19 protein-coding genes and 1 CRISPR repeat array are annotated in these 24,030 nt (G+C 48.1%); of the genes, 3 read left to right on the top strand and 16 right to left on the bottom strand.

The window, feature by feature from the left end:
- Positions 1–48: 48 nt before the first annotated feature.
- Complete coding sequence (locus tag ACRJJO_RS06810) at positions 49–279, bottom strand: sulfurtransferase TusA family protein (protein ID WP_431065118.1); 231 nt, start codon at positions 277–279, stop codon at positions 49–51.
- A gap of 80 nt (positions 280–359) precedes the next feature.
- Between ACRJJO_RS06810 and cysG the strand changes: the two genes are divergently transcribed.
- The 3 genes from cysG to ACRJJO_RS06825 all read left to right on the top strand — a co-directional run bounded on the left by cysG (position 360) and on the right by ACRJJO_RS06825 (position 3,803).
- A complete protein-coding gene (gene cysG, locus ACRJJO_RS06815) occupies positions 360–1,763 on the top strand; it encodes a siroheme synthase CysG (protein WP_431065119.1) in 1,404 nt (467 codons plus the stop codon).
- A 10-nt stretch (positions 1,764–1,773) separates the two neighbouring features.
- The gene (locus tag ACRJJO_RS06820; protein ID WP_431065120.1) at positions 1,774–2,721 is read left to right on the top strand and encodes a WD40 repeat domain-containing protein; all 948 of its coding nucleotides are present in this window, start codon (positions 1,774–1,776) and stop codon (positions 2,719–2,721) included.
- Between the two features lie 746 nt (positions 2,722–3,467).
- On the top strand, positions 3,468–3,803 hold the full coding sequence (locus ACRJJO_RS06825; protein WP_431065121.1) for a c-type cytochrome: 336 nt from the start codon (positions 3,468–3,470) through the stop codon (positions 3,801–3,803).
- A 326-nt stretch (positions 3,804–4,129) separates the two neighbouring features.
- Here ACRJJO_RS06825 and ACRJJO_RS06830 read toward each other — a convergent pair whose 3' ends face one another.
- From ACRJJO_RS06830 to csm3, 15 genes are all read right to left on the bottom strand, one after another.
- Entirely contained in the window at positions 4,130–4,735 is a 606-nt protein-coding gene (locus ACRJJO_RS06830; RefSeq protein WP_431065122.1) for a hypothetical protein, read from the bottom strand.
- A 233-nt stretch (positions 4,736–4,968) separates the two neighbouring features.
- Positions 4,969–6,180: an argininosuccinate synthase gene (locus ACRJJO_RS06835; RefSeq protein WP_014149087.1), complete on the bottom strand. Its 1,212-nt coding sequence runs from the start codon at positions 6,178–6,180 to the stop codon at positions 4,969–4,971.
- A 323-nt stretch (positions 6,181–6,503) separates the two neighbouring features.
- Positions 6,504–6,770: a GIY-YIG nuclease family protein gene (locus ACRJJO_RS06840; RefSeq protein WP_431065123.1), complete on the bottom strand. Its 267-nt coding sequence runs from the start codon at positions 6,768–6,770 to the stop codon at positions 6,504–6,506.
- 6 nt (positions 6,771–6,776) lie between these two features.
- The gene (locus ACRJJO_RS06845) at positions 6,777–7,112 is read right to left on the bottom strand and encodes an ASCH domain-containing protein (RefSeq protein WP_431065124.1); all 336 of its coding nucleotides are present in this window, start codon (positions 7,110–7,112) and stop codon (positions 6,777–6,779) included.
- Between the two features lie 247 nt (positions 7,113–7,359).
- A complete protein-coding gene (cas2, locus tag ACRJJO_RS06850; protein WP_431065125.1) occupies positions 7,360–7,668 on the bottom strand; it encodes a CRISPR-associated endonuclease Cas2 in 309 nt (102 codons plus the stop codon).
- Positions 7,668–8,414 (bottom strand): CRISPR-associated endonuclease Cas1, encoded by a 747-nt coding sequence (locus ACRJJO_RS06855; protein WP_431065126.1) that lies wholly within the window; start codon positions 8,412–8,414, stop codon positions 7,668–7,670. Before ACRJJO_RS06855 ends, cas2 (ACRJJO_RS06850) begins: the two co-directional genes overlap by 1 nt.
- A gap of 2 nt (positions 8,415–8,416) precedes the next feature.
- On the bottom strand, positions 8,417–9,370 hold the full coding sequence (gene cas1 / locus ACRJJO_RS06860; RefSeq protein WP_431065127.1) for a CRISPR-associated endonuclease Cas1: 954 nt from the start codon (positions 9,368–9,370) through the stop codon (positions 8,417–8,419).
- A 3-nt stretch (positions 9,371–9,373) separates the two neighbouring features.
- On the bottom strand, positions 9,374–9,658 hold the full coding sequence (gene cas2, locus ACRJJO_RS06865) for a CRISPR-associated endonuclease Cas2 (protein ID WP_017839245.1): 285 nt from the start codon (positions 9,656–9,658) through the stop codon (positions 9,374–9,376).
- A 723-nt stretch (positions 9,659–10,381) separates the two neighbouring features.
- Positions 10,382–10,771: a hypothetical protein gene (locus tag ACRJJO_RS06870; protein ID WP_254055184.1), complete on the bottom strand. Its 390-nt coding sequence runs from the start codon at positions 10,769–10,771 to the stop codon at positions 10,382–10,384.
- An 802-nt stretch (positions 10,772–11,573) separates the two neighbouring features.
- Positions 11,574–14,712: direct repeats of the CRISPR family, unit length 37 nt; unit sequence GTCTTAATCCCTTCTTAATAAGGTCTGGTATTCAAAT.
- 83 nt (positions 14,713–14,795) lie between these two features.
- Positions 14,796–15,926, bottom strand: a complete 1,131-nt coding sequence (locus tag ACRJJO_RS06875) for a Card1-like endonuclease domain-containing protein (protein WP_431065128.1) — start codon at positions 15,924–15,926, stop codon at positions 14,796–14,798.
- A gap of 583 nt (positions 15,927–16,509) precedes the next feature.
- On the bottom strand, positions 16,510–18,621 hold the full coding sequence (locus tag ACRJJO_RS06880) for a CRISPR-associated ring nuclease (protein ID WP_431065129.1): 2,112 nt from the start codon (positions 18,619–18,621) through the stop codon (positions 16,510–16,512).
- Positions 18,622–19,077: 456 nt separating this feature from the next.
- Positions 19,078–20,349, bottom strand: a complete 1,272-nt coding sequence (locus tag ACRJJO_RS06885) for a TIGR02710 family CRISPR-associated CARF protein (protein ID WP_431065130.1) — start codon at positions 20,347–20,349, stop codon at positions 19,078–19,080.
- 344 nt (positions 20,350–20,693) lie between these two features.
- Entirely contained in the window at positions 20,694–22,349 is a 1,656-nt protein-coding gene (locus ACRJJO_RS06890; protein WP_431065131.1) for an RAMP superfamily CRISPR-associated protein, read from the bottom strand.
- The gene (csm4, locus tag ACRJJO_RS06895; protein ID WP_431065132.1) at positions 22,346–23,302 is read right to left on the bottom strand and encodes a type III-A CRISPR-associated RAMP protein Csm4; all 957 of its coding nucleotides are present in this window, start codon (positions 23,300–23,302) and stop codon (positions 22,346–22,348) included. The genes ACRJJO_RS06890 and csm4 overlap by 4 nt, the downstream gene beginning before the upstream one ends.
- On the bottom strand, positions 23,302–24,021 hold the full coding sequence (csm3, locus tag ACRJJO_RS06900; protein WP_431065133.1) for a type III-A CRISPR-associated RAMP protein Csm3: 720 nt from the start codon (positions 24,019–24,021) through the stop codon (positions 23,302–23,304). The genes csm4 and csm3 overlap by 1 nt, the downstream gene beginning before the upstream one ends.
- Between the last annotated feature and the right edge of the window lie 9 nt (positions 24,022–24,030).

Genomic DNA, 24,030 nt, shown 5'->3' on the forward strand with positions numbered 1-24,030 from the left:
TTTCACCTTTCACCTTTCACCTTTCACCTTTCACCTTTCACCTTTCACCTATTTCTTCTTGATATAAAAAATCTGCTTATCTTCTTCTTTTAAATAATCGAGAATTCGGTGCCCGGTTTGATCGGAATAAACCCCGATATCCAAATGCGCGGCGGGGTCGGTTGCGATGACTTTGACCACATGGCCGCTCATCATTTGCTGCAGAGCTTTTTTCAAACGCAACAAGGGCAATGGGCAATTAAGGCCGGTGGCATCGACTTCAATATCGTATTCAATCATGATTGGGTTTTATTTTTCAGTACAGTCTGAGGAGTCGCTATAATATCACTCTCGAACCCATACGCGAATTGCCAAACCCAATGGACTATTTTCCGATTTTTTTCAAATTGACCGGTAAACCCTGCCTGGTCGTCGGGGCCGGAGAAATTGCCGCCCGTAAAATCGATCTACTCGCTAGAGCCGAAGCCGACATTACCGTCATCGCCGAAGACATCGGCGAAACGGTCGCCGCCATGGCCGAACGCTGTCAATTGACGATCAAACAAAAATCTTTTCAACCTGAAGATATTGAAAACATCATATTGGTCGTCTCGGCAACTAACCGGCTCGAAACCAACCAACAGGTTTCAAAATCCGCACACGAACGCAACATACCGGTCAATGTCGTGGATAGTCCGCAGCTTTGCTCATTCATTTTTCCGGCCATTATCGACCGCTCGCCGTTAATCGCAGCCGTATCCTCGGGCGGCGCGGCGCCTGTTCTAGCACGACTACTACGTGCGAAAATAGAAACGCTAATTCCGGCAGGATACGGTCGCTTGGCGCAACTCGCCGAGAAATTCAGACCGTTGGTAAAACAACGAATCGGCTCTCCTGCTCTGCGTAAAATTTTCTGGGAAAACACCTTTCAAGGATCGGTAGCGGAACTCGTATTCGCCGGTAAGGACGAAGAAGCCGAACGACAGATCCAAAATTCCTTGCACGAACATCAAAGCGCCAAGCCCCAAGGCGAAGTCTATTTAATAGGCGCCGGTCCCGGCGACCCTGATTTACTCACATTTAAAGCCTTGCGTTTAATGCAACAAGCCGATGTCGTCGTTTACGACCGCCTGGTCGCGCCGGCCATTTTGGATCTGGCACGCCGCGACAGCACCAAAATTTATGTCGGCAAACAGCGTAGCGAACATAGCCTGCCGCAAGATCGGATCAACGAATTACTGGCCGATTTAGCTAAACAAGGCAAACGGGTGGCGCGGGTAAAGGGCGGCGACCCGTTCATCTTCGGGCGCGGCGGCGAGGAGATCGAAACACTAATGGAACAAGGCATTCATTTTCAAGTCGTCCCCGGCATTACCGCCGCATCGGGTTGCGCATCCTATTCCGGCATTCCTTTAACTCACCGAGAACATGCACAATCCGTTACTTTTGTCACCGGCCACTTGAAAGACGACACCATTAACCTTAACTGGCAGCAACTCGCAAAACCGAATCAAACGCTCGTCATTTACATGGGCTTGGTCGGCCTACCGATTATTTGCCGCTCGCTGATCGAACACGGCGCCAGCGAAAACTTACCGGCCGCATTGGTACAACAAGGCACAACCGATCGTCAGCGCGTGTTTACCGGTACGTTGAGCACCCTGCCCGAGATTGCCGCAAAACAAGATATCACGCCGCCAACATTAATCGTTATCGGCACTGTCGTCTCCTTGCATGAAAAACTTCAATGGTTTACCGGCAATCAAGCTGCAACCGTCTTATGAGAACACTAATATGATCATCCGGATTATCCTGGCACTCTGGCTTGTCGCATTATCGATCGGGTGCGACCGAACGCCGAAAGCCGATAAAACGGTCGTCTTGGCTAATGACGGCATTTTTTCCGCCGATCTGACCGATCATTATGCGTTAATAGGAAGAACCTCGGGACCTGCGGAACTTTGGCAATTAAAACCCAGGGCGCTTTTGCATAGCTGGAAACACCTTGAAGACGAAAGCGGCATCGTCCATGCCGCGATTTCAGGAAACGAACGCTACGCCGTCACCGCGCAGCGCGACTCGATTGCCTGGTGGCGAATCGCCGACGGCGCGTTGCTGAATGTTTGGAGCCTGCCCGGAATCGGTTCGGTCAGCTTATCCCATGACGGCTTACACGCCTTGATCGGACTCCCGGATAAAGCCGTCTATTTTGCATTGAATCAAGGCCGAACGCTTTACGCCTTTGCGCACGATAAAGCCGTCTTAACTACTGCACTAGACCGAATCGGTCACTATGCATTAACCGGGTCGGAAGACAACACTGCAAAATTATGGGATTTAACCAACGGTACGCTCAAATACAGTTGGCCGCATCACAATAAATTGGCGACTGTAGCATTAAGCGATGACGGACAATATGCATTGACCAATGCGGCCTTGAGTCAAGTTCTTATTTGGAAAACATCAACCGGCAAAGTGTATAAAGACGTAGGCCCTAAACTGCTAACCTTATCCGCCGCGCGCTTCTCCCGCGACAGTAAATACGTAGTTACCGGCCGCACCTCGCAGCGCATCGATCTTTGGAGAGTCAGTACCGGCAAACTCGAAAAACTTTGGCGCCCCAAAAAAGAAGACGCCTGGCGTCCTTCGGCCGCAACCATATTGTCTCTAAGCTTTACCGACAATGAATCGAAACTATGGAGCATCGCCGCCAACGGCTACCTCCAGCGCTGGAAAAAATAAGGCTGTGTTCGCGTTAATATAGTCATCGCACCCCAGATTTCGGCATTAGTATCTACTTGGCCTGGCTGCCCCGAAGCAAGATCGGTATGCATTCCCACGCAGGAGCGGTGGGAACGAGGAGTAAAACATCCCACCACCGGAAGCACTTCTCCCTGTAAATAATGATTCCGGTTCAGTTTGTATTCAGCCGGAATAACAATAATACACCTCAACAAAGCGATATTTTTCAATTGAAATGCCGAAGAATCAGCCCTGCTGACTTAAATCTTTAGCATGAATTGGACAAGATCCGTTCTTTGTTTCAAAACCATACTATTATCCTCCAGCCGAAGGCAATGGCTAACCGGAACAAGGAAGTACCGGAACTTTTTGTGTAACGCGTATTGTTTAATAAACTCATAGAGAATCAGTCAACTTTTTACGAGGCTCAAACCTATGATTTACGATTACCCGTACTCACTCCATTATCGGCGATCGAGCTTAATTTCGTTGTCTAGCTATGCGCATACATACGTCGTTACAAAACAACAATCTACAAATACATTATTCAAATATACCGAATAGTTACAGAAAGGCAACCACGCTTATCTCGGAATTCAAGCGAAGCATTTCAGGAAATAATCCTAATAAAACAATCAAATTGTATTTGAATTTTTACGTTAAATCCCCTATTCTTTGCGGCTTTAACTTTTAATCGAACCGTAACCGGGTTATGGTTCTTTTTTAATAACCAAGAGAGGTCAAAAATGAAAAAATCCTTAATCGCAGCAGCAGGTTTCGTAGCTCTGGCTTTAAGCAGTCAAGCATTCGCAGCCAGTGACGTAAAAGTCGGCAAAAAAATCTATGATCGCGCATTCGGTCGCGGCTGCGGTGCTTGCCACGATATTTCATCAAATCCGCAATTACGTGAACTAATCAAAAGCGGAGCCTTAGACCGTGCAAAATTCGGCACTGTATTGAAAGAAGGCAAAGGCGGTATGCCGAAAGCAGTCGATCAAATCATGAAATTGGGCCCTGTCAAAAAATCAGGCATGAGCGAAGAAGAAGCGATCGATTCTGTTTACGAATACCTGAGCAAATAAATAACAATAATCATCGGTCAAACTTAAACGTTTGACCGATTTGCTTAAAAAAGCCGCTAAAGTTTATACGTTAGCGGCTTTTTTGTTACTCTTAAGTTCAAGACATGTCCTCGTTCCCATCGCTCCAGCGTGGGAACGCATACCGATCTTGCCTCGGTAGCCAAGGTATGGATTCCCACGGAGGACCGTGGGAACCAGAAATGGGATAAGCACTAAGTTGGCGTAGAGGGGGAGGTTAGCTCTTGCTAGTTTTATCGATCACTGGGGACGCAGAGCGTCCAGGGATGCATTCCCACGCAGAGCGTAGGAACGATGATACATTAGGATTAATGCTTACCTAAAAAACCGCGACGGTTATTTTGGTGTACCAGCCTTCTGCGCGTTCTAAACCAAACGCCGGCAATTGCCGCCAGCATCAACCCGCAGGAACCAAGAGTCAAATAGATCAGATTCTTTAATTGAGACATTTCAGCCAACAATTGTTCGTTATTGGCTTCAGAAGGGTTGGGTTTAGCCGCATCGGAGTAAGAGCGCAGCATCTTGACATCGTTCTTAAGATCCGCAATCGTCCCCAAAGAATAATTGACGCTACCTAATTTCACGCTTTGCTCGAGCGTTGTCAACTTACTTTCTATCGAACCGCTAATCAAGCCGATCAACTGCGCCTTGAGAGTATCAATTTCAGCAGACATGGCAGGATTCTTAGTTTTATTAAAAGCCTGTTCCATTTGAACGGCCTTTAAATGGTTGATAGTGTCCTGAGAAGGCATAAGAAAAAACCCCATCAGAAACACCATAGTTGTTAAAAAAAACACCGCATAGATCAAAACCCGGTTCACCTTGACCAGACTCTGATGCGACGGAATTCTTTCCACAACGATCAAACCACTGTCCCGTCCATTACCAGAGTTCGAATTTAGCTTTTCGCTCATTATTTCTTCCTCTCGATACGGAAATTCCTTAGCTGACAGCTTCCCCACCGAAATTTTTTATTATTGACAAAATTGACTCGCATAAATCGCTTTTATCCGATAACCGCGTAATAATGCCTAACACTCAGCGGTTTGAGATAAAAAATTAACCTGGCAATTATACAAGTTTAAATGAAATTGTCCTTCTTTTTATCGGGATCGCCAACCAATCGGCATGACGACCTCTTATCGGTTCAACGGCCTTTTTTTGCTGCAATACGCATTCTCAATGCATTCAATTTGATAAAGCCTTCGGCATCCTTTTGATTATAGGCGCCCGCATCGTCCTCGAAAGTCGCAATCGACTCGTCAAACAAACTATCGGTATCGGAAGAACGGCCGGCCACAATGACATTGCCTTTATAGAGTTTGATTCTAACGGTACCGTTAACATTGACTTGCGATGCATCGATCATTTCCTGCAACATTTTCCGCTCAGGACTCCACCAATAACCGTTATAAATCAAACTGGCGTAACGCGGCATCAACTCGTCCTTCAAATGCGCGACTTCTCTATCGAGCGTCAAAGACTCGATTGCTCGATGCGCTTTGAGCATGATCGTACCCGCAGGCGTTTCATAACAGCCGCGCGACTTCATACCGACATAACGATTCTCGACGATATCGAGCCGACCGACGCCATTGGCGCCTGCGACTTTATTCAATTTCTCCAACACTTCGGCAGGCGAATGAGGCACGCCGTCGATCGCGACGATATCGCCGCCTTGGTAAGTCAATTCGATATAAGTCGGCTCATCGGGCGCCGCTTCCGGCGAAACCGACCAACGCCACATCGACTCCTCGGGTTCCGCCCAAGGATCTTCGAGAATACCGCCCTCATAAGAAATATGCAGTAAATTGGCATCCATCGAATAAGGCGAAGCCTTGCCGCGTTTCATTTCGACCGGAATACCATGCTGCTCGGCATAGCTGAGCAATTTTTCGCGCGAGGTCAAATCCCATTCGCGCCATGGGGCGATAATATGAATATCGGGCCGTAACGCATAAGCGCCCAACTCGAAACGAACCTGATCGTTGCCTTTGCCGGTCGCACCGTGAGAAATCGCCTCAGCGCCGGTTTCATTAGCAATTTCGATCAAACGTTTCGCAATCAACGGACGGGCAATCGACGTACCGAGCAAATATTCGCCTTCGTAAATCGTATTGGCGCGGAACATCGGAAACACGAAATCGCGCGCGAACTCCTCGCGCAGATCGTCGATATAAATTTCCTTGATGCCCATGGCCTGAGCCTTTGCTCGCGCCGGCTCGACCTCTTCGCCCTGGCCGATATCGGCGGTAAATGTGACCACTTCGCAAGAATACACATCCTGCAACCATTTCAAAATGACCGACGTATCCAAACCGCCGGAATAAGCCAAAACCACTTTATTAATATCGGACATATCGCCTTTAAATACCTTGAGTTAAAAAATGTCGTAAATTATACCGTAAAAAAGCCGTAACAATACTCCCTTTATAGTCAAAAAATGGCTAACTTTATGAAGGTATGGGGTGTGGCTAGCGAGGATGTCGGCAGCAGGGATTGCTGCCGTCAAGCCCCCATGGATGGGTTCACCCAGCACCTAAATTCCATAGTCCATTGGCTATGGTTAACTATATTGGATAATTTAGGTGCTGGGTTTACGGCGGTCCTCGATAGACACATCCCATACCTTTTATTCTTAGACGGTTTTTCGATCAAAAGGGAGTAGAGTCGAATCCTACGTTAATCGGTTAATTGATTAACGTCCGAACGCAACAAAAGCAGTTTATGCGCGCGTTTCAATCGCTTGATGGCGATCTCGCGTTTTGTTGCGGAACTGCGGTCGTGCCCGCCTTCCAAATAAACTAGACGCGATGCTTGCCGCCCGCGAAAATATTTGGCGCCCAGCCTACCTTCCGAATGCTCCCGAAAACGCCGTTCAATATCATTGGTAATACCGGTATAAAGCGATTCGTCGCTACACAGAATCATATACACGAACCACTGCATCGCTGATTAATCGTCCTGCTTGATCTTGAAACTATGCACCCACACCAAATGCTCCGGCTCCCAGGTCATGCCCGGATGCATCGACAGAATCAACGCGCGATAGCTTTCCAAATTCGGATAACCTTCCGCCTTGGCATGCTCGTCGGTCATATCGCCCAATCGTTCGCGTTGCAAATCGGTTACGACGAAGGCCGTGCCGTCTAACTCGAATCCCTCGCCCGGCCAAGCATAAACGCCGTCTCGGCGTTGTTGAGTTTTTACACCGGACTTGGCGGCCTCGATGAGCTTCGGGTGACGAATCAAACGATCGATAGAACAGGTTTTCTCAGGGTATTGGGACATAATGACTAATTTCCAAAAACTCGAAAGTATAGCGGACCTGTCGTTATACACAAGCGCAGACGGCTATCCGAGTAAAAACAGTAATCGGGCGATAAATAGCATTAAGCGTTAATACTGTGGGAGCGACGCCTTCGTCGCGATTTCGGAGTCGAAAATAGATGGGAAACAAAAAACGACATTGAGGCCGCAATAATCAAAATAACAAGCCAGTCAAATTTCAGCCCAACATCGATAGACTTCTACCGGATCAACTCAAAATCCTATTCACGCCGCCGGTAAACAACAACACATCTTCCGGAAACAACTGCACGCCCAAGGTTTTGATTTCGCCGCATTCCGGCAAACGATAACAACGAATATCATCCTCCCGTTCATCGATCAAATGTCCAAGAGCCTGCAACAAGCGCAACAAACGAGGCCGCTTCATCACGACGATAAACACCGAATATTGCACCGGCAGACCCTGTTTTTTCAACACCCGATGGGTTTTCGACAACCGCTTGGGATCGGCAATATCATAAGAAATCAAATACAAACCCGCCGAACTGTCCGCCATTACGAAGCCCCCATCAAAAACCGGTGCAACTTATTGACCGTACCCCGAAACAAGATGCCGACCCGATCGGAACGGCCTTGATACAATTCGACCAAGGCGCGTTCGCCGGGAAGCGCAGAAGAACGCCCCTTCATATTCAACAGCGGCACATAAAAATCCCACAGCAACAAGCGGCTGAAATCGGCGGCTAAATCCAAGCGGTTGACTTGAACGGATTCATCCTGCACATCCAATCCCTGCTCCAGCAACAACAATGTCATTTCGCCATACAGCAACGACTCGACCCGATTTACTACATTCGGCCAATCGTTCAATAAATTCAAGCGCAAACCGCTAAGCAAATCCGCAACCGGTATTTCCCGCCAATCATGTAATCCCGCGCGCCGGGCAAAACTGCGTGCCGCCATTTTTTGCATGGCCGCCCGCCAAGTTTCATAACGTTGCATGCCATCCGGCCTTGACAATAAATCGAGCAAACGCTGGGCAAACAACTGCCTATCCCGGCTGACGCCCAACCAACGCGCCCTGACCTCGCCGGTTTTCGACAAAATCAACACGACGATACCGGCATCGGCGCAAGCCAACAATGCGCCCATCGTCCACTCGACCGAGCCGGAACACACCACCCGCGAAATTCGGGCTAACGGAAATAAGCGGTCGGCCTTGTCCGGCACCGAAATCCTAAGCGCCGGCTCGTCCAAAACCACCCGGCAACCGGTCTTCCCTTCGATATATAAGGGGCGCATTATTAACCCTCCCCTTCCGGCCGCAGCCTGTCTGCCAAGGCATAACCATAACGGCGCAACAAACGCCGGGCGCTTCCGACTTGACTCTCATAAAAACCGTAAAAACGCTGTCGGCCTTCCTTATTGAGTAAACACCGGCCTTTATCGTCGCTGAAATGCTCGGCCCGCAAACGCCGTTCGCGAAACAAATGCCAAACCCATGTATCCATTAAAGGTCGCAACGGCTCCATCAAATCGCAGGCCAAAGAATCCCGGCCGAAACTCACATCGTGATAAAAACCCAGCATCGGGTCCAAACCGGTCCAATGACAAGCCCTGATCGCATCGTAATGCAGTAGTGTATAACCTAACGACAAACACGCATTGACCGGGTCCGGCGGCGGACGTTTCTTGCGCCCGGCAAAATTGAGCGAGTCGGCGAATAAATGGCGGTAAGCACCGAAACAAGCCGCCGCCGCACTACCTTCATAACCTCGCAATTCCGGTAATGAAGCGCTAAACGCATCGCCGCGTAAAGTACCGCCGATGCCTTGCAAGGTATTCAGCGCGCCCGTCAAAGGCTTTCTCAAATCGGGACGCGCGGCCAAGGCATCCTGCAACAAACGCTGCTGCCCTCGCAACTTGGCCAAAACCAACCACTTCGCCAGCGGACGCCGTGTCTCATCGCTCAAACTCATCCGGTACTGCCCTAACCTTCTAGCCGCATCGCCATGCGGCTTAGCCGCCAACATCGCGGTCGCCTCGGTAGACCGCCCCGACAATACCAAAAAACCGATATTGCGTTGGGTCAACGCGCCCAACACCCGGCTTTCCAATTGAATATTGCCTCTAACGATTACGCGATCCAAAAGATGCAACGGAACCGTCCCTTTCTTTTGACCTGCTTCATAAAGCGCCAAAGCCTGGCCGTCGAGCTTGACCGCCAATTCCTTTCTATCCAAATACAAACTGCTCATCGTTCACCCCACATAAAAAAACGAACCGTCCTGAGGCAACACCGCCTTGCCGAGCGTCCGAATCGACTTCGGCCCAACCAACTTCAGCAAAATAAAACGGTCTTCCACAGGATCGATAACCCCGGCAACTTCATCCAACAGCGCGCGCTTTTCCGCCGGCGTCAAAAAACATTCGAACACCGACTTTTGCCCACCGGACGCATAAGCGCGCAGCACATACAAAGCCTTACGCAAACGCTTGTTGCAGGAAATATCGTAAGCCGCGAGATAAAGTTGCCGTTTTGTCATGGTTAAACAGCATAACGGTTAATTGCGGAGCATGAAGGGTTGGCAAGCTTGCCGGGGTTGGGGGGAGTGGTGAGTGGTGAGTGGTGAGTGGTGAGTGGTGAGTGGTGAGTGGATTTGCAAGGGGCGACGCGAGTTCCCGCACTAAAACGCTTTAGCCTGGAACCCCTAATTACGGATGTACCAATGCTCGAAAAGTCTAGACCCTCTGTGGGAGCGACGCCTTCGTCGTCCCTCACCTAATGCTAGGTGAGGGAAAGCCGCTGCCGCCAAACGACCGTTGTCGTTTTCGAAGGCTACAACGTTTAACTTAAAAAGAGCAGTGACATGTGTTGTAGACCGTTCGTGCTGAGCCAAGTCGAAGCATGAACGGTCTACACACTTTCACCGGCTTGGTGAAGTCTCAAATGTTTTTTTAGGTTTAACCGACTTGATTTCTGTGCTTAGGCGTTGCGACTTCGATCCCGCTATTCGTTTTTTGGCGTTATCGACCTCGAAAATCGCGATCTGGGGATCGCTCCCACCGTGCGATTATCGTTCCAACGCTCAGCGTTGGAATGCATCCCGCAATGCTCCAGCGTTGCGAGTGCACATTTAATTAAAACCGCTAAACCCGGCACGCCTAAAAGCATTTATCACACAGAACGCTGACGAAAAATAAAACGCTCCGCCGTTTCGTCAACGATGCGGAGCGCGGGGTTAAAAGGTAAAAGTAAAAGAAAAAAGTCAATCGACAACCACAGTAGGCGGTAAATTGACTTCCGGCTTCAATTCGGCAGCCTCATAACTATAGATAGCCGGATTATAAGCTTTATTCACATATTCGATAGTCAACGGAATCTCGGTTTCTTCACCTACATGCGCATAACTGTGAATGGCTTGCCCGTATGCTCTATTGACATAGATCAGGGTCGGTTTCAGAGATATCTCGCCGGCTTGCTTGCTCAAGTAACTGTAAATGTTGTGATTGATCGATTTGGATTGATAAATGAATTGAGGTTGACCTTCTGTTTCGGCATTCATTCTCGCTTCCGCACTTAATGGCGCCATGCCAATCAATGCTACAGCCAATGCTACCGACACAGTGCTTTGAATTCTTCCTGTTTTTATTTTCATTGCCGTGATCCTCATTTTGTTAAGGGCACTTCTAAGACTTAAATCTTGCGGTTGAGGTTCCAATGAAAATTCAACGCTGTTTACAGCAACAGGGTCAAGATACCCATAGCGCCATGATGCCTGACTATAATTCCGTTAAACCTGATTCGCAACGCAGGAGCGTTGCGGGATGCATTCCCACGCAGAGCGCTCATCGTTATACATAAATTGTAGGGTACGCTGCGCGTACCAAAACCGTGCCCTGGCGGCTCGGTTGGCACATGAACATTGCGGGGTTACCATGGTACGCTCAGCGTACCCTACGCGGATCGCCTAGCGCTAGGTGGTCCGCGAGTGTTAAGTGACAATAAATGGTATTGAGGTCTCATTGGCTAAGCTTGCAAAAGGGTAATTTTTTGGCTTATGTATAACGATGAGCGCAGAGCGTGGGAACGATGAAAGTGCACTCCGTACCCTTTTTTACTCTCAAATGGGGAATTGCTGCTATGTAGATTGCTCGTAATTATGGCTCTTCCGTACTTGCCGTGGTAATAGCGGATCGACACCGAATAAGAAAAGAAGATTTTCTTTAAGCAGATGGTATTAAATGTAATTTATTCATTAAGAATTAGCTTTGTCACTAATTTTTCAAATTACCACGGGAAATCCGGAAGAGCCGTAATTATTCACATCCCCCCTATCGTTCCCACGCTCCAGCGTGGGAATGCAGCCCGAGACGCTCTAGCGTCTCGTACCGCTGGAGCGGTACTCAGGCATTCCCACGCAGAGCGTGGGAACGATAAAAATAATCAAAAAAACCGCAGTCTTAATCCCTTCTTAATAAGGTCTGGTATTCAAATGATAATCACATCAGAGTTTCACGGAAATCTATTGGTCTTAATCCCTTCTTAATAAGGTCTGGTATTCAAATTGCTATTTACGCTCAAGACAAAGTCAGACAATTCGTCTTAATCCCTTCTTAATAAGGTCTGGTATTCAAATCTTAAAAGAAGCTAACCGCATAAGATACGCGGTTGTCTTAATCCCTTCTTAATAAGGTCTGGTATTCAAATAAATGAAGCTAAAGAACTAGCAACGAAAATGTTTGTCTTAATCCCTTCTTAATAAGGTCTGGTATTCAAATTTATTTGACGTGAGCAATGAGCAGGATAGCTTTGTCTTAATCCCTTCTTAATAAGGTCTGGTATTCAAATGGTTATGGATTGCACACGGAGGTACGTCAATAAAGTCTTAATCCCTTCTTAATAAGGTCTGGTATTCAAATCCGACCCTAATAACAAGGATGAAATTTCTAAGTCTTAATCCCTTCTTAATAAGGTCTGGTATTCAAATTAGAGCGGCATGTCGTATCTGATGGGCGTATTATTGTCTTAATCCCTTCTTAATAAGGTCTGGTATTCAAATAAACTAGAGACGGGCGTGACGCCCGTATTCGTCTTAATCCCTTCTTAATAAGGTCTGGTATTCAAATAAAGCGAATGATAGAGAAAGGCTTTAGATTTGTCTTAATCCCTTCTTAATAAGGTCTGGTATTCAAATCCAACATCAAAGAAAAACCGAACCGGCGGAACCGGTCTTAATCCCTTCTTAATAAGGTCTGGTATTCAAATTTTTTGAAATGCTTAAATTCGTGATTAAAAAACGTCTTAATCCCTTCTTAATAAGGTCTGGTATTCAAATGCTCAAGAAATGGGCAACAATAAGTTGCCAGAACCGTCTTAATCCCTTCTTAATAAGGTCTGGTATTCAAATCGCTTTACTCAGATACGCCCATCCCCGCGATGTCTTAATCCCTTCTTAATAAGGTCTGGTATTCAAATAATTATGAAATAATATACCCAACATCAAAGAAAAGTCTTAATCCCTTCTTAATAAGGTCTGGTATTCAAATTTTTAGCATCTAATAACACTGGTATAGGTGCAACGTCTTAATCCCTTCTTAATAAGGTCTGGTATTCAAATCGGACTATAACTACAAGTCTGGAATGTATGAACCGTCTTAATCCCTTCTTAATAAGGTCTGGTATTCAAATTATTTGAGCCTTCAAGGTCTCGATTTTTTTATCGGTCTTAATCCCTTCTTAATAAGGTCTGGTATTCAAATACATTCAGCAGTGGGATGACCGGGATATGGCGGTCTTAATCCCTTCTTAATAAGGTCTGGTATTCAAATACTTTATTTATACCAACGAAGAGGATATATTAGTCTTAATCCCTTCTTAATAAGGTCTGGTATTCAAATCTTTAAAAAACCACAAGATGGACATTGCAGCCGGGTCTTAATCCCTTCTTAATAAGGTCTGGTATTCAAATATAAAAAAAAGGGCTCAATAAAGAGCCCTTCTTTTGTCTTAATCCCTTCTTAATAAGGTCTGGTATTCAAATCTAGTAGAAAAAACAAAATTGATTGATAGAACGTGTCTTAATCCCTTCTTAATAAGGTCTGGTATTCAAATTCCAATAGTAGAGCAATACCAAACATACTTCGCCGGTCTTAATCCCTTCTTAATAAGGTCTGGTATTCAAATAGCCACACCAGAACAATGCCAAGCTGGTGTATTCGTCTTAATCCCTTCTTAATAAGGTCTGGTATTCAAATGGAACAACAAAATGAGGTTAATTCCAGACTATAACGTCTTAATCCCTTCTTAATAAGGTCTGGTATTCAAATTTATTAAGATTAGGTTATGATCTTAGATTGTCGTCTTAATCCCTTCTTAATAAGGTCTGGTATTCAAATATTACGCGATATACCAGCCTTACCAGAGCCATTTACGTCTTAATCCCTTCTTAATAAGGTCTGGTATTCAAATATTAAGAAACGGCAAGGTAATTGCCCACGCAAGCGTCTTAATCCCTTCTTAATAAGGTCTGGTATTCAAATATTAAGAAACGGCAAGGTAATTGCCCACGCAAGCGTCTTAATCCCTTCTTAATAAGGTCTGGTATTCAAATTATATATATATATATTATCAATCATTGAGGCTAATGTCTTAATCCCTTCTTAATAAGGTCTGGTATTCAAATGGATTTAAAATAATATAATAAATATAGGTAATCATGTCTTAATCCCTTCTTAATAAGGTCTGGTATTCAAATCAGATTAATAAACTAGGTAAGGTACATTACGAAGAGTCTTAATCCCTTCTTAATAAGGTCTGGTATTCAAATTTCACAGTAGGTGACATATGTAAACGTTGGTGTCTTAATCCCTTCTTAATAAGGTCTGGTATTCAAATCTGGTATATTTAGCTACACTCTTTTAGATTTGATAGTCTTAATCCCTTCTTAATAAGGTCTGGTATTCAAATAATAATAACATTATTAATATTGAAATTAATAATGTCTTAATCCCTTCTTAATAAGGTCTGGTATTCAAATGGGCTGATCGCTTCGGCTTCCGCCTTGCGCGTCTTAATCCCTTCTTAATAAGGTCTGGTATTCAAATAATGAAAACATTATACGATCAAATCGATAAAAACGTCTTAATCCCTTCTTAATAAGGTCTGGTATTCAAATGATATCTATTATAGAATTACGCTAAAATCTGATGTCTTAATCCCTTCTTAATAAGGTCTGGTATTCAAATTAATTTTAATTAAATTAAAGGGAAATTATAATGGGTCTTAATCCCTTCTTAATAAGGTCTGGTATTCAAATACACGTACCGTGCAATGGTAAACATTTATTAATGTCTTAATCCCTTCTTAATAAGGTCTGGTATTCAAATGAGTATGCACATTATTGGTGTTACCAAGTATAAACAGTCTTAATCCCTTCTTAATAAGGTCTGGTATTCAAATGACAAAGAATTGGACAAAGTACGAAATAACATTAGTCTTAATCCCTTCTTAATAAGGTCTGGTATTCAAATATTTAGTGAATGGGAGTATGCACATTATTGGTCTTAATCCCTTCTTAATAAGGTCTGGTATTCAAATAGCTCGTCTCTGTTCTCCTTTTGTTATCAATAGGTTGCAAAGGGGGTTGACGGGATTTACGGTTTTTGAAAAGTTAATTGATTTCACGTGATCCATTCCGTCAATTTTTGCGATAATTGCGCCAAACTTCGATGCGCGCAAATGGCGATGCCGAGATCATGCGCTCGTTGCTGATCGTATTTATTCGGCGGGTTGTAGCTTACCAGCATTGCGCGGGCTTGTAACCCTCCCAATAGATCCTTAAGACTATCGAGTTTGTACAATGCCTGGGTATTTTTGTTGTTGACCGGGTTTTTGTCGTGATGGGTTTTGCATTCTATGATGTATAGCCGGTTGTCCTTGAGAATCGCAATATCCATTTCATTCTTGATCGGCGGTTTTCTGTGGTTGCGTTCGACCTCGATGCTTCGTCCGACGTCTTGCAATACTAGAGATTTTTTCAGATTTAGGCAGACGCCCCACACATGTTGCTCCAACCAGCCGCCGTTGATGTAAAAGCGCGTGTCCTCGCTGGGAAAGATTAGCTGGCCGCCTTTTAATTCGAGTAATTGATGGCCTTGGAATAGTTCGATCAATTTTTCGAGTTGACGGTAATTTCGATGCTTCGGGTCCAGTGCAACTGTCAGCGCGGGTTTGGCTTTTGCCGCATAAGCATTGAGCACGCGCAACGGTTCGGTGTAGGTTTCCGCGTTTAGGATCAGAGTTTTTGTCAATTCCCGGAAGCGTCGCGGCACGCCGTATTTATCGCCTTGGGCGGTCACTTCGGCACCGAAGGCTTTTAGAAATTCCGGTAGTTTGAGGCGGTCGGCCAAGTCGCCGCCGGGTAAGTCGGTCGGATGCATCCAGATTATCCGGTCGTGCTCCGGATGTACATAAAAAATCGGTTTATCGAATTCGCGAAAGACTTCATAGGCTGCAATACTCATCGGTTTGGTGCCGCCGGTGGCGTTGAGCGCGATGTTTTCATGATGCACGGCGAGCAAATCGACAACTTGATCGCGAATATGCTCAATATCCCAGGCATTTTCGACCGGCCAACGAGTTATATTGCCTACTCTGCTTCGAATCACCGATTCCAACCAATCGGCGCGTTGCCGCATATCGGCGCTGACTAGCATGACGACTTTCTTCGGACGGTATTGTTCATCGAGTATCGGCGTGATGTTGGGCACGGCTTGGGCTGAGATTAGGATCAGATGGGTGTCGATGTTCATGGTGTTTTTGGGGTTGATATTCTTGTTCAGTTGGGCTTAGGGCCAACCGCCGTGGGCCGATAGGGTTTTGAGCTAGGTTGTCGAAGAAAGCCGCTTTTAGCAAAGTGCCGTGTCCCCACTTTTTAAACTCAAAATATTTTGGAATTTGTGTAATTATTCACATCCCACTATCGTTCCCACGCTCCAGCGTGGGAACGAAGACCGAGACGCTCTAGCGTCTCGTACCGCTGGAGCGGTACTCAAGCATTCCCACGCAGAGCGTCACTGCCATTAAGTTAAGCCGTTCGTGGTGAGCCTGTCGAACCATGGACGGCTTAACTTATCGACCCAGGATTTTTCCATTCACCCTTCGACAGGCTCAGGGCGAACGGAAAAATCCTTAACTTAATGGCAGTGACGCAGAGCGTGGGAACGATAATTTTATTTATTTTTTGCTTTTTCGGTAGGGCCGCCGAACTCCCGCCTGTCTAGGTAGCCGGTGCTTTAATCGAAGCCTTGGCACTTTCGGCTTCGATATCGTCTGTTGGTTATCGGAGTTTTCGGACTTCGACGATCGCGATCTGGGGATCGCTCCCACAACAGCTTAGCCTTGCCGGCTGAGTATTTCATACATCTCGCTATCGCATTGCTTTAACAGTGCTTCTTTCTGCTTGCCCGGTAAGAAAGCATGAATGAAGCTTTGCTTTATCATCGCTAGAGCGTCCCATTGCGTTAATTCGCCCCCGCTCATCCTGGCCGCCGTTAAATATTCGCAGCTCAGCGTGGTAAGGCTGATGCCGGGATTGTCGGTGCATAACGTCAACGGCAAACCTTCCCGCCACAATGCCATTAAGGGATATGGCTTGCAGTCTTCGCTTTCCGGCCATTGCGGGTCTTGAAAGCCGACTACTTCGCGGTTGGAGGTCGGGCATAATTCCAAACAAATATCACGATTACGAAACCGCTGCGCCAGCGGCGGATTGTCATTTAAAGTCAGGCCATGACCTATTCTGTCCGCATGCAAATGATAGGCGGCTTGCCAGATCGATTCGGCCGGCTGGCCTTCTCCGGCATGGATGGTAATCGGTAGGCATTGTTCGAATGCAGGCGTAAACAATCCGGCGATTTCCGAGGGCCGAGTTTGCTGTTCGTCGCCGGCCATGTCCAGTCCGACCACAAAATCAGGCCATTGATGCTGCGCCGTGATCGCCAATTCAATGGTTTGTTGCAGTCTTGCCGTTCGGTCTCCTTCAATATCGCGCCGGTCTGCGATCACGATAAAGCGAAATTGCGGTTTTTTTCCGTCCGGCAAGCTTGTCAGTGCTTTTTTCAGGGCGCTATAAAAACACTCCAGAAACACCAGACCATCGCCATATTTCTGGGGACTTCCACGCAATTCGATATAGGCAAGGCCTTCTTGCACGGCTTGTTCGACTATGGCTTGCGCGTAGGGTTCGATTGCCGCAGGATGACTTAATATAGCGGAACCGGTGAGTTCGCCGGGCCGTTCGTAGGCTGCAAATTTTTGCGGATGCCGGCTCGTTAATGCGATGCGCGGTTCGGTACAACGCCAGAGGTTGTTTTGCAGTTGCTCGTCGTCGGCATACCTTAGCAACGCGGCGCTGTTATGACTGCGAACGCCTTGTATTTTCAAAGATTCCGGCCAATGCCAAGGCCATTCAATGCTTTGCAACAAGGGCCGGCAATGGCCCCTCGCTCGTTGTTGTTCCTGTTGCGTCAGGCTTTGCCAGACTGCTTCGGCGACTCGTCGTTGGGCTTTTAGATCCAAACAGCCGCCGATATGCCGATGCAAGTCGGCTTTCGGCAGCATATCCAGCCAATCGAGATGTTGTACATCGAGCGGCACGGTTCTTAGCTGTTCTATGGTTCTCGGCGGCAGCCGGTAAAGACTGCGCCAGTTTTCGTGATGTTCGCTGCGGCCGAGTTCGGATAGATAATTACCTAGCAAGCGGCTGCCGTGTTGTTCGCGTTTTTTCAGTTCTTGCACCAACGATGGCGTATCGACCGCCCAGACTTGCGACCAACCCGACTGCGGTAGCGGCAATGAAAAGGCTTCGGTGGCGATAGCTTCGGTCCGGTCCATGCGCAAATCCAGCAAATCGCTGCGCTGGGTTTTGCCGGTAATGAGCGGTGTAACGGCAAGACAGCAGTCCGTATCGAAGGGCCGGGTGAACAATTCCGGCGCCGCGTCTTGCAATGCTTTGGGCATGACTTTGAAATCTTTGCCGACCACATGCAGCAATGCTTGACAGCCGAATAAACCCGCCGCCCATTGCAAATCGGCGCTCATCGTTTTGCGTCCGCCGGCCAGCGATAGAACGACTTGTCCGCCCCGAGCTTCGGCGTGTGCTTTCAGACAGGCGCGAGCGATCAATTCGCGCATCCGTTCGCATTCCGCTTGAGTGGCTAGTTCGTCGGTATCGGCTGCTTGCCAGATACGCAATGTCATGGGTTTTGTCAGTAGCCGGCTCCATGCGGTCAATGAACTTAGGCTTTTTTGGGTGGCTTCGCCTTGCGTGGTGCACAGCCAGATTTCGTCCGGTGCTTGTAAGCCGTATTCGTTTCGAAGTCGTTCGAAAGATTCGTTTTCGGGATGTTCGGCATACAGCGGCAAGCGGTCCGGCGCCAAAAAGCCGTATACTTCGGGAACGACGGCCCAACTGGCGCCAAGGGTCATGAGTACGATATTTTTCATTGATTGATCATTTGGGAGAGGCGCTATTGTAGAAGATACGGGTATTGTTTGTGGGAGCGACGCCTTCGTCGTCCCTCATCTAACGCTAGGTGAGGGAGAGTCGGTGCCGTAAAGCTGTCTCTGTCGTATTCGAAGCCTGCAATGTTTAACCCTAAAAAGAGCAGTTGAGAGCCTCAAACTACCGTTCGCCCTGAGCCCTTCGGCTGCGCGCTCAGGAGAGCCCCGTCGAAGGGTGAACGGTAGTTTGAGGCTCCACCAAGACGGTGAAAGTGTTGTAGACCCTTCATGCTTCGACTTGGCTCAGCACGAACGGTCTACAACACATGTCAACTGCTCTTTTTAGGTTAACCGCTTTTTTTCAAAGCTTTGCCGTTGCGGCTTCCCCTCACTGAGGGGCGATCTAGGGATCGATCCCACAGTAGCTGCGCTCAGCTACCAAGTCTTCTATTGATAAATTTACAAGTCATAACTTTGCGGCAATTGCGGCGGCATGTCTTTTATCCCGACTCGACGGCTTTCGTTCAGTAACATCGGTAAAAAGTGCTTTTCCAACCAGTCCGCCAGTTGTAGCCAATGCGGCTGTTGAACGGGCGCGAAGCCGTGCGCCAGGATCGATTGATTGCGGCTTTTGATTTGATTGAGCAAGTTTTTTTCTTCCGCCTTGATAAATTCGGCAGCCGCACCTTGGGTTTTGACCTTGACCAACTGCCAAGCCTGAAATAAACCGGCTTGATAAACTCCTTCTCTATTGGCCGTCAGCTCCATGCCGGCGGGAATTTCGGCTTTCGCGATGTTGGACGTATCGATGCCGCAATGCGATTTCAGCAGCCATTGCGCGGTCCATTCGATCAAGCGGTAAACCCGCGCGACGGCATCGTCGTAGCGGCCTTGCGCGGCGCGGCGCCGGGCATTGAGATACAAGTCGAGCAGTTGCGCCGGCTCGCGTTTTTCCGGCCGTTGGTCGCGCAAACGCATTGCTATCGGCAAATAGGCTCTAAGTTCGTTCGGCAAGCCGGGCGCGTAGTTTTGCAACAGATCGAGCGCGGTTTGATGGTTGAAGTTGTCCCATTCGGCAAAAGCGCGGCTCAAGTCGCGAAAACGCGTGAACCGGCTGCGTAATTGCGCCTGGTTCGGCGCTCTGATGTCTTTGAGCCCGGCCTCGGCTTCGCCATAAGCGAAACGACTCCACGCTTGACGATATGGCGAAATTTGCCGTTCGAAGCGGATTTGTTCGATATTGGCCAAGGCCGCGTATTGCGAGCCGTCATGTACCTTGATCAAATCGGCTCGGCTGCCGGTTACCAGTTGCAGTTGAATGTCTTGCCGTTCCATCGCCGCCATGACCAATCCGGCACTCATCGATTTGGTGCCGCCGGTGTAATCGGCCATGATCGACGCGTTCGGAAAGCGCCGCACCAGTCCATCCAGTGCTCGATTGCAATCGGCGTAGATTTGGTCCAAGTCGTCCGATAAAGTCGTACACACCTCGTATTGTTCCGGCGTCAATCCGGTTTGCGCCGGGATATTGGGCAGGCTGGGTTTGTCGTCCTTGGGCTCGGCTTTGATGCAATTGCCGCTGCCGGTAATTTGCACGACGGAACCGGGCCGCCCGGTTGCGGGATCTTTGTCGGTGCAGACAAACAAAACGAAGTCGGGGCGCAGGTCGTTGATGGCGGTTACGATCGGCTGATGACTGCCGCCGACGGTGCAGATTAGGATTTGGGTCATGGTTTGATTATTTTTAGTTGTAGATTATCGTTCCCACGCTCTGCGTCACTGCCATTAAGTTAATAAGCCCGTCATTCCGCCATGGACTGGCGGAATCCAGTGCCATGGATGGCAAGCTTTTGAGGCACACTAGAGCCTGAATGCAAGCATTACTTATACAGTGATGGCTTAACTTAATGGCAGTGACGCTCTGCGTGGGAATGCAGCCCGAACCGCTCTGCGGTTCGGGTACGCTAAAGCGTCCCTGTCAGGGTCCCACGGTCCTCCTTGCGAACGCAAACATTGGCTGCCGAAGCAAAATCGGTATGCATTCCCACGGAGGACCGTGGGAACGAGGATAAAAATCAATCCTGTAGATAGGCAAGCACTTTCAAGCTGCGTTGTTTCAGTTTCACTTTTTGCTTATTCGTTCCTTCAAAATCCGGAAGCCATTTGCCTGCATCGGCCATCAACTCTTTGATTTTTTGGGCAATACGTTTGGCGTCTTCTCCCTGCCATCGGTCCGATTCCAAGGCTTGCAGCAAGCGGGTGTCGTGTTCTTGTTGTTGAAACGGTTTTAGAAATTCTTCGACTTCCCGGTCTATCGGGCTTAATGCTGCCAGGCGTTGCTGCTCCGCCTCTTGTTGCAGGCGCATTTCCTCTGCGCGTTGTTGCTCGGCCTGTTTTTTCGCTTCTTCTTGTTGTTGCCTTAATTCGGCTTGTTGCTTGAGTGCGTTTTGTTTGGCCGATTGCCGCTGCAGCCAATCGACCAAATCTTGATTGCCTTGCTCCAGCCAGTTTTGCAGTCGGCTATCCGGGGTTTTCGGATCGATTTCGACCAAGAGCCATCCGAATGGCAGCAGATTGGTTCGATTGCCGATGTCGTCGGCGGCCAGCCACCAGGTTTTGGGTTGATTTTCCCATTTCGGCTTTTCGCCTCTGCCCTGCATGATTCTAATGTTGCGAACGCCATTGAGGGTTAAAGCCTCGGCTCCGCTATGCCTGCCAACACGCAGCAGGAAGGCTTCGCCGTTATGCAATCGCTGAGTAAGCCCTTTATCCATTAACTGTTCAATCTGTCTGAGCCAATCGACTTGTAAATAATCCCTTTCTTTCATGCCGTTGATTTCTCTCCAAAACAAGCCCATATAAAAATCGTTACAGGCCTTGGCGATGTCTTGTGCTGTCCAGTGCAAGTGTGGCTTGGGCAGTTTGCGGTTATCTTGAACGACGGATTGCGTATCCAACAGCGTTAAACTGCCGGTGAAACCTTGGTAATGATGAGGCGCCACGCATTCCAACAATTGATAAAGATTGCTCACTTCGGCTTGCGATTGCAGCAATTTTCCGTTTTTTATGACAGGCTTGCGTTTGCGATTGACGGCGAATTGTACCTGGCAAGCCGGCTTATCGGCTTTGCCTTGCCAGCCCGCGTCGCCGACCGATATAAGCCGCATCGGATCGGTATGAAACTTCCCTTCAAACAAGGATTCTTGCAGTTTTTGGTTCGTTTGTTTACGGTCGATCAAGGACTTTCCGTCATTGATATCGTCTAACAGCGCTGTCCTTATAGCGCCTTTGATACTGCTGCCCGGTAAGAGCGGAAGGCCGTCGACCGGATTATAAAAGGTGCGATCGATTTCCAACTTGTTGATGACTCTTCGGCCTTGACCTTCGTGTTGCGCGGTTTGGCCGATCCGTTTTCGATACAACGATTTGATTCCGCCGGCCGTTGGCACGGGGGGCTTGGCAAAGGCCAGTAGTTTCTCTCTATGGTTATGAAAGAAAGATTGCACCTTGGTTAGCATCGTGTCATCGGGCTTGCCGTTGACGATAGCCAATAATTGTTGTCTGTCGCTGTCGCTCAAACCAGCCAGCGCAGCCCGGCTATCGAAACTGTATAAAGCCCCTGCTTCATCGTCGATAACATAATTGCCCGGCTCGTAGCTTTCATCGGCGCCAATGTGAATGGGCGATAACGGTGTGTATTTCAGCGTGTAGTGATTCAAAAAATGTGTCATGAACATTCCTTGGCTTGAAAATTGACGGCTATGACGGGAGCATAGCCTTGATGTACCGTGGCGGGCAGCGTTTTCGAGAGTTCGCCGTTGCCGCCGATGCCTTGGCCGATAAAACCGGACGCCGAGGGCATCGTAGCCATGAGCGCGGCGGTTTGCGCCAATAGAATCGGATTTTTGAACGGTTTGCCTGCTTGGTGAACGGCGATATCGCCGTGCCGGCCAAATCGGGTGAAGAGTTGATAATAGCTGCGTTCAGGCGCAAAGCCCATGCGTTGCGGAGCGCATGGCGCCAGCGTCAAACTGCTATTGGCATCGGCTTGAGAAGGTAACTCGGCGGCTTGAAATGCTTCCAGCTTGAATTTACCAAGCCCGATGCTGGCATCGCGTCCGAAGCCGAATTCGCCGATATCGGTCAGGCAATTTTGATAATCCTCCGCGCTCAACCGCTCGGTATCCAATAGCACATAGATATGCCAACGCAGACCGGGAATGAACCATTCCTGTTCGATGCTATAGGGAGCAAAACCTCCCTCGCCTGTCGTATTGCTTCGCCGGTCGATGGTATTGTGGGGCTGTGGATGTTTTTCACTCAATTTACCGAAGTCGCCGGCGATATCTGCCGCCGTTTTCGCCAAGCCCAACCATTCCGACACCGGTTTTTCGATTTCCGCTTCGGCTAGCCAACAACGCTTTTTGACGGCTTTTCGATCCGTTCCGTCGATCGGACGATAATAGCTAAACGGTAGTTTCGGTAACGGTAGATAACCTTGCGGAAAGGCATCGGATGCGACCGCGAAAGGCCTACCTTCAGTATAACCATTTAATAGCTCGGTCAGGCTTGCTTCACCGAACCGGTTGCGAATCGCCCAACACAGTTGACCGAACAAGGTATCGCCTTTTAGCGGCGTCGCGAATGCCGACAACGGCGTAAGCGTCACACTAAAGCATTGCATCAGACGGCCTCTTTTAAATCGAGTTGTTCGAGTTCCGTTTGAATGTTTCGGCCTTCCAGTTGCAAATCTCGAAAGACGATTTTGCCGTAACCGCGCGATCCGGAACCGCCCAGGCCGGTCAATTCCAACAATTTCATGCCTTGCAGCACGGTATCGAGTAAGTTTTCATCGTCATGAACGCGAATCGTCAGATTGAAATCGAATTTGGCGGTTGCAGGGACGCGCTCGGTGTTGCGAGGATGCTCGGCCGTGCCTTTGATTCGGTCGATCATGTTTTCCATTTTGGTTTCCGTCAGCAGCAGGTTTTTGTCATCCATTTCTTTCGCCCACTCCGGGCATAACGAACAATCCCAAAACGATAGCCGGCTCGGGCCAATTTCAGCCAATAGTTCCGAAGCAATATCGCCATCGGGCGCGCCTCCGAACAATTTGACTAAGGCTTTCGCTTTATCTAACACGTTGCCATCGAGTTTCTTCAAGTGTTTGAAGCTAAGCGGTTGCCCATCCGTTTGTCCGACCACGCCTAATTGCCATTCCAGGAGGCTACGCATTTTGCCTTTGATGCTGGAACCGGGAATATAAGGCTGTTGCGTAATAGGATTTTTGATAACCGGATTATCGGTGCCGCCAATATGAATTTCGGTGTTGCCGCTACCGATATGAAGACCACTCAATAATTCGATTTGGCCGGTAAGTTTTTGTATTTTGGTAAGTTGCATATTGTTGCC

Origin of the sequence: Methylotuvimicrobium sp. (assembly GCF_050611805.1) — a bacterium.
Classification (GTDB): Bacteria; Pseudomonadota; Gammaproteobacteria; order Methylococcales; family Methylomonadaceae; genus Methylotuvimicrobium.

Bases quoted from the DNA above. Each gene is read 5' to 3' on its own strand.
- ACRJJO_RS06820 (WP_431065120.1), top strand. From the start codon at position 1,774: ATGATCATCCGGATTATCCTGGCACTCTGGCTTGTCGCATTATCGATC.
- ACRJJO_RS06875 (WP_431065128.1), bottom strand. From the start codon at position 15,926: ATGAACATCGACACCCATCTGATCCTAATCTCAGCCCAAGCCGTGCCC.
- ACRJJO_RS06890 (WP_431065131.1), bottom strand. From the start codon at position 22,349: ATGACACATTTTTTGAATCACTACACGCTGAAATACACACCGTTATCG.
- ACRJJO_RS06825 (WP_431065121.1), top strand. From the start codon at position 3,468: ATGAAAAAATCCTTAATCGCAGCAGCAGGTTTCGTAGCTCTGGCTTTA.
- cas2 (WP_431065125.1), bottom strand. From the start codon at position 7,668: ATGGCGGACAGTTCGGCGGGTTTGTATTTGATTTCTTATGATATTGCC.
- csm3 (WP_431065133.1), bottom strand. From the start codon at position 24,021: ATGCAACTTACCAAAATACAAAAACTTACCGGCCAAATCGAATTATTG.
- cas2 (WP_017839245.1), bottom strand. From the start codon at position 9,658: ATGACAAAACGGCAACTTTATCTCGCGGCTTACGATATTTCCTGCAAC.
- ACRJJO_RS06870 (WP_254055184.1), bottom strand. From the start codon at position 10,771: ATGAAAATAAAAACAGGAAGAATTCAAAGCACTGTGTCGGTAGCATTG.
- cysG (WP_431065119.1), top strand. From the start codon at position 360: ATGGACTATTTTCCGATTTTTTTCAAATTGACCGGTAAACCCTGCCTG.
- ACRJJO_RS06810 (WP_431065118.1), bottom strand. From the start codon at position 279: ATGATTGAATACGATATTGAAGTCGATGCCACCGGCCTTAATTGCCCA.
- ACRJJO_RS06845 (WP_431065124.1), bottom strand. From the start codon at position 7,112: ATGTCCCAATACCCTGAGAAAACCTGTTCTATCGATCGTTTGATTCGT.
- ACRJJO_RS06885 (WP_431065130.1), bottom strand. From the start codon at position 20,349: ATGACCCAAATCCTAATCTGCACCGTCGGCGGCAGTCATCAGCCGATC.
- ACRJJO_RS06855 (WP_431065126.1), bottom strand. From the start codon at position 8,414: ATGCGCCCCTTATATATCGAAGGGAAGACCGGTTGCCGGGTGGTTTTG.
- ACRJJO_RS06835 (WP_014149087.1), bottom strand. From the start codon at position 6,180: ATGTCCGATATTAATAAAGTGGTTTTGGCTTATTCCGGCGGTTTGGAT.
- ACRJJO_RS06840 (WP_431065123.1), bottom strand. From the start codon at position 6,770: ATGCAGTGGTTCGTGTATATGATTCTGTGTAGCGACGAATCGCTTTAT.
- ACRJJO_RS06880 (WP_431065129.1), bottom strand. From the start codon at position 18,621: ATGAAAAATATCGTACTCATGACCCTTGGCGCCAGTTGGGCCGTCGTT.
- ACRJJO_RS06830 (WP_431065122.1), bottom strand. From the start codon at position 4,735: ATGAGCGAAAAGCTAAATTCGAACTCTGGTAATGGACGGGACAGTGGT.
- csm4 (WP_431065132.1), bottom strand. From the start codon at position 23,302: ATGCAATGCTTTAGTGTGACGCTTACGCCGTTGTCGGCATTCGCGACG.
- cas1 (WP_431065127.1), bottom strand. From the start codon at position 9,370: ATGAGCAGTTTGTATTTGGATAGAAAGGAATTGGCGGTCAAGCTCGAC.